Below are 9,106 nucleotides of genomic sequence, written 5' to 3' on the forward strand. Positions count from 1 at the left end.
TTTAAATAAGTTGTTTCTTTTCAGCTTTAGCCTGCATTAACTCATTGTACTTTCTCCAGAATGCCCTCATTTGTTTTTCATCAGTAGTTGGTGAAATCTCGCGGTCCATTCCTCTTGAAATATCAGACCATTTAACTTCATTAATTGTATTTTTAAAACCTAATTGAGCTGTTTCTAATGATTCAATATCATCTGGTGTTGCAAAGCCGCTTGGTCCAAGGAAAGTTAAGAACGTATCTAAACGATGCTCCTTTTCTTGTGCATTTTCATCAATTGGACCTACTGCCCATGCTGTTACTTCCATATAGTCAGGGCTGATTGGATTAAATGTTCGAATCGTTAAAGACATGATGTCATTGATAATTAAGTTAGGGAAAATCCATACGTTTCTGCTGACGTCACACATCATATGGGCTTTTTCTTCTCCCACCCGCTCAACAATTTTCGCACGTAACTCAGCAATCCGTTCCTTCGTTTCTTCATCCCAGTCTGCTTGGGCTTTAGCAATTGGCCTTCCCCATGGTGCTTCGTACTCCATAACAGCATGGCCGTTTCCTAATGATTTTCCTTGGCCATATAAACCATTTGAAACATCTTGGCCTTGATCCGTCAAATATTCAAGGTATGTTTTATGGTTATAAGCAACATGATAACCATCAATACTATTTTCACCTAGAAGTTTCCAGTTTGCCCTGATTGCATATTTTTGTGTTCCTTTTAATACTTCCATGCCAACCTCGGACTGATCTGCAACATAATCTAAGTACAGTTTTGCTTCTCCTAAGTATTCTTCTAAGCTAGTGGCATAATCATCAAAATTACAGAATACAAAGCCTTTATAGCTTTCACTTCTAACCTCATGTAAACCGTAGTCTTTTTTGTTAAAACTCTTTGGATAACTGGCTTCTAATGGTACACCAACTAGAGAGCCATTTGTTTTAAATGACCATGCATGGTACGTACACAAAAATGTTTTGCAATTTCCGTTATCGCCCCGGCAGACCAATGATCCTCGATGTGTACATGTATTTAATAGCACATGAAATAATCCTTCGTCATCACGAGTAAAAATAATTGGTCTTCCAGCAACGTTTCTTGTGTGAAAATCACCACTATTTTTTATTTCTGATTCATGTCCTACATAAATCCAGCACTTACTAAAGATTTTTTCTTGCTCCTCTGCTAAAATCTCCGGATCAACAAACGTTTTGCGGTTTACCAAAAACTTGCATTCTTCTTTGTTATCAATAATATAATTCTTTCCCATCTTCATCACCTCTTTAATATAATTGGTTCATCCATTTTAGATATCTGCCTTTCATCCCTCAAATCTCCTAGCAGAATCTGTAACCCCTTACATTTCACTCACCGCCTTAAAAGGAAGGTTTAATTTTCCAAAGTCTTTAAATATTCAGAATTTATTAACAATGTAAGCATATCACTCTTGTAAAATTTCCGTCTAATAGAAATAATCTCGATTAACAGGCTTTTTTTAAAAAAAACATTTATTAAAAGCTATTTTCGCTAGAGAATTTCAATGTCAAATAGAAAATAATTGTATTTTCATTATTAAATTCAATAAAATATTTATAACTTTTAATCATCGAATATTTGAATATTCATTTATTTTCTTGAAAAATCGCATATATACAAAAATATAAATTTTTTTGTATATATGCCCGTCCCTTATCCGCTTTTTCAGAATACTTTATTGTAAACAGGACAAGCGGATTTGCATCATTAAAGGGAGATGTAAAGTGGAAAATAATATTAGTTTGCTGGTTGGTTTTGTTCCTCAAACATCTGAGGAACAAAAGAGTCAATTACACAACAAACTAGGAGGAAGGTTTATTACAAAATTCCCAGAAATTAATGTGGAAGTTGTTGAAGTAACAAGTAATGATTTACAAAATAAAATAGTTGATTATCAATCATCGATTCATGTAGCTTTTATTGAGGAAAATAATTATTTTAGCGGAAACAATATTCTAAAATCTCATTCTTCAAATTTTTTAAATGACCGCTTTTATAGACAATGGGGACTGAAACGGGTGGAATACGAACCTGCCTGGGTAGTAGCCCAACAAATGAAACAAAATGTTACTATTGCCATTTTAGATACTGGGATTGATTCTAATCACCCTGCCTTATCTTCTCGCATTGTAAAGCCAGTTAATTTCACCACTAAAAACAGAAAAGACTATCGCGATGTGAATGGCCACGGAACCCATGTTGCTGGCATTATTGCAGGAGTAACAAATAACAAAATTGGTTCAAAAAACAGACCTGTCAGCATTGGAAAAATTATGCCAATCAAAGTGATCGGACCAAACGGAGGGCAATCCAAATGGATTATTGCCGGAGTTTTATATGCTGTCTTAAATGGCGCCAAAGTTATTAACATAAGCATCGGAGGACCGCCATTTAGTAAAGCCCTTCAACGTGCCATCAACTTTGCATGGCAAAAGGGAGCTGTGATTGTTGCCGCCGCTGGTAATGATGGAATCGAACAAGTCGAGTACCCTGCAGGATATAATTTTGTGTTAGCTGTTTCCGCCGTAAACGAAGACCATAAGCGGGCTGAATTTTCAAATTGGGGGATGAACATTGGTGTAACAGCCCCTGGTACCTCGATTCTTTCTACTACTCCAATTTATTCTACCCATAATAGATTACCAATGTATGATTCTTTACATGGAACTTCACAGGCTACTCCTCTTGTTAGCGGTCTTGCTGCCCTTTTATTAGCCATTAACCCCGACTTAAGGAATGCAGAATTGATCCAAATGATTCAACAGTCTGCTGTTCCAATTGATGGAAAAGGCAAGCAATGGAATCATTATTTTGGCTATGGATTATTAAATGCAAAAAATGCATTAAACCTTTCCATAGGTACAAAAACCCCTAATTTTAATTGGTGGAAGACATCCGATAGAGGGTGTTTTTATGGACAAATTGTAGATCCATTAGAAAATCCTCTCGCCAATACCGTTGTCACTGCGAGACTGAATGGAAAGATTATTTCAGCATACAAAACAAGAAATAATGTTCCCACAGAAAAAGGAGCTTTTGACACGGATGGGATGTTCCGTCTGCAAAACCTTATTCCCGGCAATTATCGTATATTTGTTGAATTACCCGGACATTCACCTATTGATATGGGGAATTTTACAATTACAGCGGGGGCTGATACTATTTTACAACTCGTTTGCAAAACCTAACTATTTGAACTAGTAATAAGGAATCAACACTCTAAAAAGTTGATTCCTTTTTGTTTATTTATTTGCTGAAAAATGTCCAAGGACAGCAGTCTGAAAATCACTGTAGCTATCGAAATAATAATCAGCTTGGATGTTTCGATTTTCAAAGGCCGCCGTTTTAATATCTAATTTTCTGGCAGGGATTAAATCTAAGTCACGATCTCCAACCACTAAATCAATATTGAATCTATTTCGGACATATTCATATGAAGAGCTGTCTGGTTTCCTCTTAAATCCCTCTTCTTCAACTGAAACAATTTCAGTAAAATACTTTTTTAAGTCGAATTTTTCAAGCAATAGTAATGTCGAATCCTTTTCACGATGTGTCACAATAATATTATGATCAACTGAAGATAATGCTTCTTCTAAAAAAGGGAAAGGAGTGCTGCTAATTTTAGCATAACGATTGTATAACTCCCGATATTCCTCTCTCCTGTCTTCGCTAATGCCATAATGCTTAAATGCGGTTTTCGAATCTTTTTTCAGCCATGTTAATACTTCGCTTGGATCTAGATTTTGTCTGCTTAGTTGTATGAATCCTTCAACAAGTGCTGGATAGGTATCGAAAAGGGTGCCGTCAAAATCCCATAAGATGTTCATTTCTATTCCTCTTTTCTTAATGGACGTAATCAAGTTATAAGTATAAATGATCAGGTAAATAAAGCAAATTCCTCATAAACAATCCCCTCCATGCCTGAAGGGGGATAGAGGTACGTTATAATTCAATGTCAATCATGCCGTAAACAATTAAAAGCTGAATGGCAAAATAAAGCTGTAAATAAACATGAGGGTTTCGGATATCGGATTCCAGAAGAGATTCAATCTTTTGCAAACGATAACGCAAACCACTGATGGATAACGCCAAGGAACAAGAGGTCAGTTCAAAATTTCCGCCATTCGATATATACACATAAAGAGTTTTTACCGTTTCTGCGCCCTTTTTCTTATCATATTCCATTAATTTTCCTAGTAAATTTTCAATATACCTATTGATCATGCTTTCATTGCCAGCCTGAATTAAAATTCCAACCGCTCCAAGGTCATGAAAGGAAAAGATTTGCCTTTGTTGATTTGCCATCTGAAATGCGGCCAATGCTTCATCATATTGATAATACGCTGTTTCGATTGCCGTTGCGCACATGCTTGTCCCGACTTTAAACTTTTTCATTCGATACATTGTTTGGCAATCTTCAAGAATCCCTGTAAAAAATTGTTTAATATCCAGGCCTTGTTCCTCTATACCTTTTGATTGGATTAAGATTACAATATTTTCTGATCTTTGCCCTATTAAATAACGGACCTGTTTTTTCGAAAAGAGTATGGAGAGGGTTCCGATCAGCTTTTCATTGAATTCTATCTGTTCCTTTTTTATCACCCTTTGATTTTTTTTTACTTGATTGAGGACCGCAATATAAAAGGAATCTTCTAAATTAATATCTAAATTGAAGCCCCACTTAAGAATCTCTTCCTTTGTTAATTGTTTGCTTAATATCTGTTCAAGAAAATATCCTCGTGAACGTTGCTCTGTTTCAATCGCAATCTGTTGGCTTAATAAATAAAGAGAACTGGAGGCCGCCGTTTTTTCTAAAATCATTCCGTATATTTCTTTAATTTCCTCACATTTTAAAATTAACGTACAAAATCCTGCAAGCTTTTGCCTAACAATGATCGGTGAAACGAGATAATGGTTGCCTTTGGCATATGATAAAAGTTTGGTAGAAAAAATCTCAGGATCCTTGATGCGTTTATTCCGCTTCTGTGAATCTTTCAGATGATTTTCAAACCATATGTTTACATCCTGATATAATTCTTCTGTTTCCACTTGCGTTAACCCTACTTTTGCTAGAGTACGCCAATTTTGATTTGAAATGACAATTGGCACCCCTAAAAAATCATTGACCATCTCTGCAATGGAATATAAGTCCTTTCCAAGCATAATTAATTCCATTAATTTTTTATGAAAATCAAAGGTTTGATCCAGGTTATCACGCTCGATCACAATCTGTTCATAAGCTTTTTCTAACTCATGAATCATATTATTTTCTTTGAAAAAACCCAACTCATCATCAACTTGTCCTCCCCAATCACTTAGGGTTTTCCCTTCCCACTTGCATGATGAGTGTCCCATTGCCTGACATCTATGCTCTTTATAAATTACCTTCGTTCCCAGTATCTCTGATGTATAGCCGCTGGCATAACCAACCAATATATGGCAGGAGGCTTCCTTGCTAAAGCCAAATAAGCGGATATGTTCTTGTGCCTCATAGGAACTCTCCCATATCCCTTCAATATGGAACCGTTTGTTTTCCGGATCAAGCTCAATAATTTTCCCTTGAACATCTGCATGCCCCATCAACGTATGAATTTTTGTACCCTCCATGATAATTTCCTCAAGAGGGGCCCCCTTCATTTGTTCCATCACTAATGCGGCATCACTTGCTCCCAAATTCCATCCGTATTGTATTAGAAAGGTTTTGGCTCTTTCGGTACCAATTGTTTCAATCAAATTTTTACGAAGTGTGCCAATTCCATGTGAGGGTGTCATAATCATTCTTTGATTATTATAAAAAAGAGTTCCATTATTGGATTGAACGATGTTTAATTGTTTTTCCAAATTATTTTTCAACATATCCTGCCACCCCCACTTATATATATATTTAATTATACTATATCTTTATTGGGAGTAATTCGCTGAATTTTATCAATATTCAAAACATTACCCTCACAACAAGATATTGTGAGGGTAATCATCGTTTTTAGCATGCGACAATTTGCAATGGCGAGCCATTGTGGAGGCCAAATTCTTTAATATTTTGTTCAAGCGGAACAGAAACTTCTCCTTCCGGTCTTATTGTAACAAGACCATATTCCCTGCCGTTATCCTTAAGATTCCACGTTTCCAGTGCCAAATCCAGCAATTCTTTTCCAGTCATGTTATAATTCGCCCGAATTGAAATGTAAGTTAGGCACATCTCCCCGCCTGTCAAATCTCTAGGGACAACGCTGACTAGTAAATTATTTTCATCATGTAAATATAGCATTCTATCATTCTCCCTTTTAACTAAATCTCTTATCCATATGCAATGCCTGCCGATATTCAAGCCATCTCTTCCGATCAGCAGATGAGTAATGCTCGCCGGCTTCTTCGGACTGAATCCAAGGTATTTAAATAAATCGAACGGCATATTTTCGCCAAACTCACCGCCTACATATGCTTCTGCAGGCCACCACATTTGTAAATACTTTTCTGGCTCCTGTTCAAAGATATGTTTACATCCTGGTGAACAAGTCATATGAATATGTCCATTATGTTCACTATACTGTGTCCATGATTTAGTTGGATCATCTGGATTAACAAATTCAAGCGGGATTTGGCAAACCCTGCAAACCGAAGGGATACCAGGACTTGGTACAGCCAAGACTTGATCACCCTGTCTTCTGTAATATTTTGCATAATGTTGATCGAACTTAGGATATTCGTTTGATAACCATTCGTAATCATCTTCTTGTAATTTAAATCCTCTAAACATATTAGCGTGTTTATAGTGATCGAGAATCCTCATCGTTGTGTGGGAATAGGTTTCTTTTTCCTTTATTGCATCCTCTGCATGTAATGGCAGGCGGATTCCATATTTTCTTAGTTCCCTGAATAAGCCATTGAAAACTTGTTCCTCAATATAAATTTCAAATGCTTTTTTCCAAGAAATTGGGCGAATGCGAGGATAATAATCTACTAGAACGGCAACAACCGAAAACATTCGGTAGGCTCTCCAGAACCACTTATCAAGCCACTTTTGAATAATTGGTACATTACGGTCGTCTTCTTCTAAGAGCATTTTTAAGGCTGTCATCCCTAATGCCATATGCCTAGCTTCATCCGACTGAACTGTCTTGCCAACAGCAGCAAAATGTTCGTCACCAACAGCAGCTGCAGAAGCACCAAATGGCAGGAATAAGATATTTGTAAAGCAATATTCAAATGAAAAGGAAATAGCCATTAACGCTTCAAATGGTCCCGCTGTTAATGCATCGTCAAAGAATGACTTTGGAACCGTATTAAACCAATGATTTTCATTTGTTTGGGCATAGGCATGCAGTCCATCATAATAGTGACTCATATGAGCGTAGTGCTTAAGTTCGATCTGCGCATGACGCAATTCATCAATCGCCTGCGCAAATGTTGCAAAACGTATTTGTTCAATTGGAATATTTCGTCCAATATAGGCCATTAAGCGATGTGCTTGATATTCAGCAGGCTGAACGGCAACTGCAAATGCTTTAACCCCTTCGTACCAGCGGGCATCAATTACTTTTGCATGACCATGATTGGCTTCAAAGGCATTTGCTACAGCATGATAAATCGAATCTTTTTCAGATTGAATTTTTACATATTGGTTGTAGGTAACTTTAAATGGATCTTCCCATTTTTTTGGATCTTTAAGGTGAATACCTTCTTTTTCGATCAATGGATAGATTTTGTTGATATCAAAATGCTGCGGGTCCCACATTAAATCTCTCGTTTGAGCTTCAAATTTTTGCCTTGAACTTAATTTTGTATTTAATAAAATACTCATTGCTTGTCCTCCTTATTTACAAATAGATATCCCCAATTTCTCATATCTCTTTTCAATTATTTCTGATTCTATCTGGTCCAATAAATCAGCAATATTCATTTGAAGATTATGTTTATCAAATAAAGGCTGAAGTGCCAATACCGCTTCATAGGCTTTCGGATACCACTTATCAACCCATTCCTGAACGATTTCGATGTTTGCCATCGTTTCTTCCGTGTTTCGCGAGGATCAGTTAATGTACGGCCCCAGCGGTAATCACCAGGCCATTCCTCGTAGCCAAGCGATTTTAAATAATCCCATCTGCTTGTTGCTTTGTCATTAACCAGTACATCAAATAACGCAAACGCCCAATCCGCATGCCATTTATTTTGCTTGTCAATCTGCAGGTTGAGACTGGCAAGATGAATGTCACCAACCTGTTTTGCTTTTTCATTTAAATGAACATACATTAAGTTTCCAAGTAGCAGATCGAGCGTTAAATTTTGTGCCACTAATACTTCAGCCCAGTCATTTGTAATCAAGATTTCTTCCACATATTTCAGAAGCGGCTGATAACTTGGTTCTCTCGTCCATACATCTTTCCCATACTGCAAAAACTCGCCGTGATGCTCCTGCATATTCATCGCCCATGTGGAAATCCATTGGGCTCTGCCAATTTTGTCATAAGCTTGGAATGTCGCACATTGTTCAATGGCTGTCCCTAGTGCATATCGGATTACATATTGCATTTGCACGTTTTCACCATATTCTAAATGGCGCATTGGTGTATAAATATCCCGAACTGCATTGACCCAATTTTCAGAGAGAGATTCAATGATTTCCAAATTTGATACTAGTTGAAAAGCTGACTCTACCTCTTCTGCGAGTTTCTTACGGTCACGAATATAAGTTGTATACCAAAATTTCTTAGGATCCCTGAACGTCTCCCAATTGGAACTTTTTAATCTTGTGTACCGTGGGTCGTAAATGTCATAATCACGTTCATCAAAAATATGGCGGTAGTGTCCATGAAGATATGGCTGCTGTCTTACCGTTACCACTTCATACTCATTTTTTGTTTTCCAGTCCCAAGGTTGTTTTCGAATCCTTTCAATTTGATTTTGCGGTTGAGTCATAAGAATTCCTCCGTTTTCTTGTATTTCATATTGTTAACGCTTACATATTTCCTTGCTTAAGTTCTCAGCTGATCATTATGTTTCTTTATTTATTTAAATTTTCTAACAATTTTGATTTTCCTAAATTTCTTCACTTTAATCTAGTGCAAAAATCTTT

The 9,106-nt window shown here is 36.7% G+C and carries 6 protein-coding genes; 1 reads left to right on the forward strand and 5 read right to left on the reverse strand.

All coding sequences use genetic code 11. The features are described 5' to 3' along the window. Window position 1: 1 nt before the first annotated feature. A complete protein-coding gene (locus RCG17_RS02800; RefSeq protein ID WP_308173756.1) occupies window positions 2–1,267 on the reverse strand; it encodes an aromatic ring-hydroxylating oxygenase subunit alpha in 1,266 nt (421 codons plus the stop codon). A 490-nt stretch (window positions 1,268–1,757) separates the two neighbouring features. On the opposite strand from RCG17_RS02800, the gene RCG17_RS02805 reads away from it, so the two are divergent. Further along, the gene (locus tag RCG17_RS02805) at window positions 1,758–3,221 is read left to right on the forward strand and encodes a S8 family peptidase (RefSeq protein ID WP_308173757.1); all 1,464 of its coding nucleotides are present in this window, start codon (window positions 1,758–1,760) and stop codon (window positions 3,219–3,221) included. 54 nt (window positions 3,222–3,275) lie between these two features. Here the strand turns inward: RCG17_RS02805 and RCG17_RS02810 are convergent, their stop codons facing one another. The 4 genes from RCG17_RS02810 to RCG17_RS02825 all read right to left on the reverse strand — a co-directional run bounded on the left by RCG17_RS02810 (window position 3,276) and on the right by RCG17_RS02825 (window position 8,949). After that, on the reverse strand, window positions 3,276–3,860 hold the full coding sequence (locus RCG17_RS02810) for an HAD-IA family hydrolase (protein WP_308173758.1): 585 nt from the start codon (window positions 3,858–3,860) through the stop codon (window positions 3,276–3,278). Between the two features lie 115 nt (window positions 3,861–3,975). After that, entirely contained in the window at window positions 3,976–5,889 is a 1,914-nt protein-coding gene (locus RCG17_RS02815) for a XylR N-terminal domain-containing protein (protein WP_308173759.1), read from the reverse strand. Window positions 5,890–6,016: 127 nt separating this feature from the next. Beyond that, window positions 6,017–7,834: a ferritin family protein gene (locus tag RCG17_RS02820; RefSeq protein ID WP_308173760.1), complete on the reverse strand. Its 1,818-nt coding sequence runs from the start codon at window positions 7,832–7,834 to the stop codon at window positions 6,017–6,019. Window positions 7,835–7,929: 95 nt separating this feature from the next. Further along, on the reverse strand, window positions 7,930–8,949 hold the full coding sequence (locus RCG17_RS02825) for a ferritin family protein (protein WP_308173761.1): 1,020 nt from the start codon (window positions 8,947–8,949) through the stop codon (window positions 7,930–7,932). Between the last annotated feature and the right edge of the window lie 157 nt (window positions 8,950–9,106).

This window comes from Neobacillus sp. PS3-12 (assembly GCF_030915385.1).
GTDB lineage: Bacteria > Bacillota > Bacilli > Bacillales > Cytobacillaceae > JAEVLT01.

Bases quoted from the DNA above. Each gene is read 5' to 3' on its own strand.
- RCG17_RS02800 (WP_308173756.1), bottom strand. From the start codon at position 1,267: ATGGGAAAGAATTATATTATTGATAACAAAGAAGAATGCAAGTTTTTG.
- RCG17_RS02810 (WP_308173758.1), bottom strand. From the start codon at position 3,860: ATGAACATCTTATGGGATTTTGACGGCACCCTTTTCGATACCTATCCA.
- RCG17_RS02815 (WP_308173759.1), bottom strand. From the start codon at position 5,889: ATGTTGAAAAATAATTTGGAAAAACAATTAAACATCGTTCAATCCAAT.
- RCG17_RS02820 (WP_308173760.1), bottom strand. From the start codon at position 7,834: ATGAGTATTTTATTAAATACAAAATTAAGTTCAAGGCAAAAATTTGAA.
- RCG17_RS02825 (WP_308173761.1), bottom strand. From the start codon at position 8,949: ATGACTCAACCGCAAAATCAAATTGAAAGGATTCGAAAACAACCTTGG.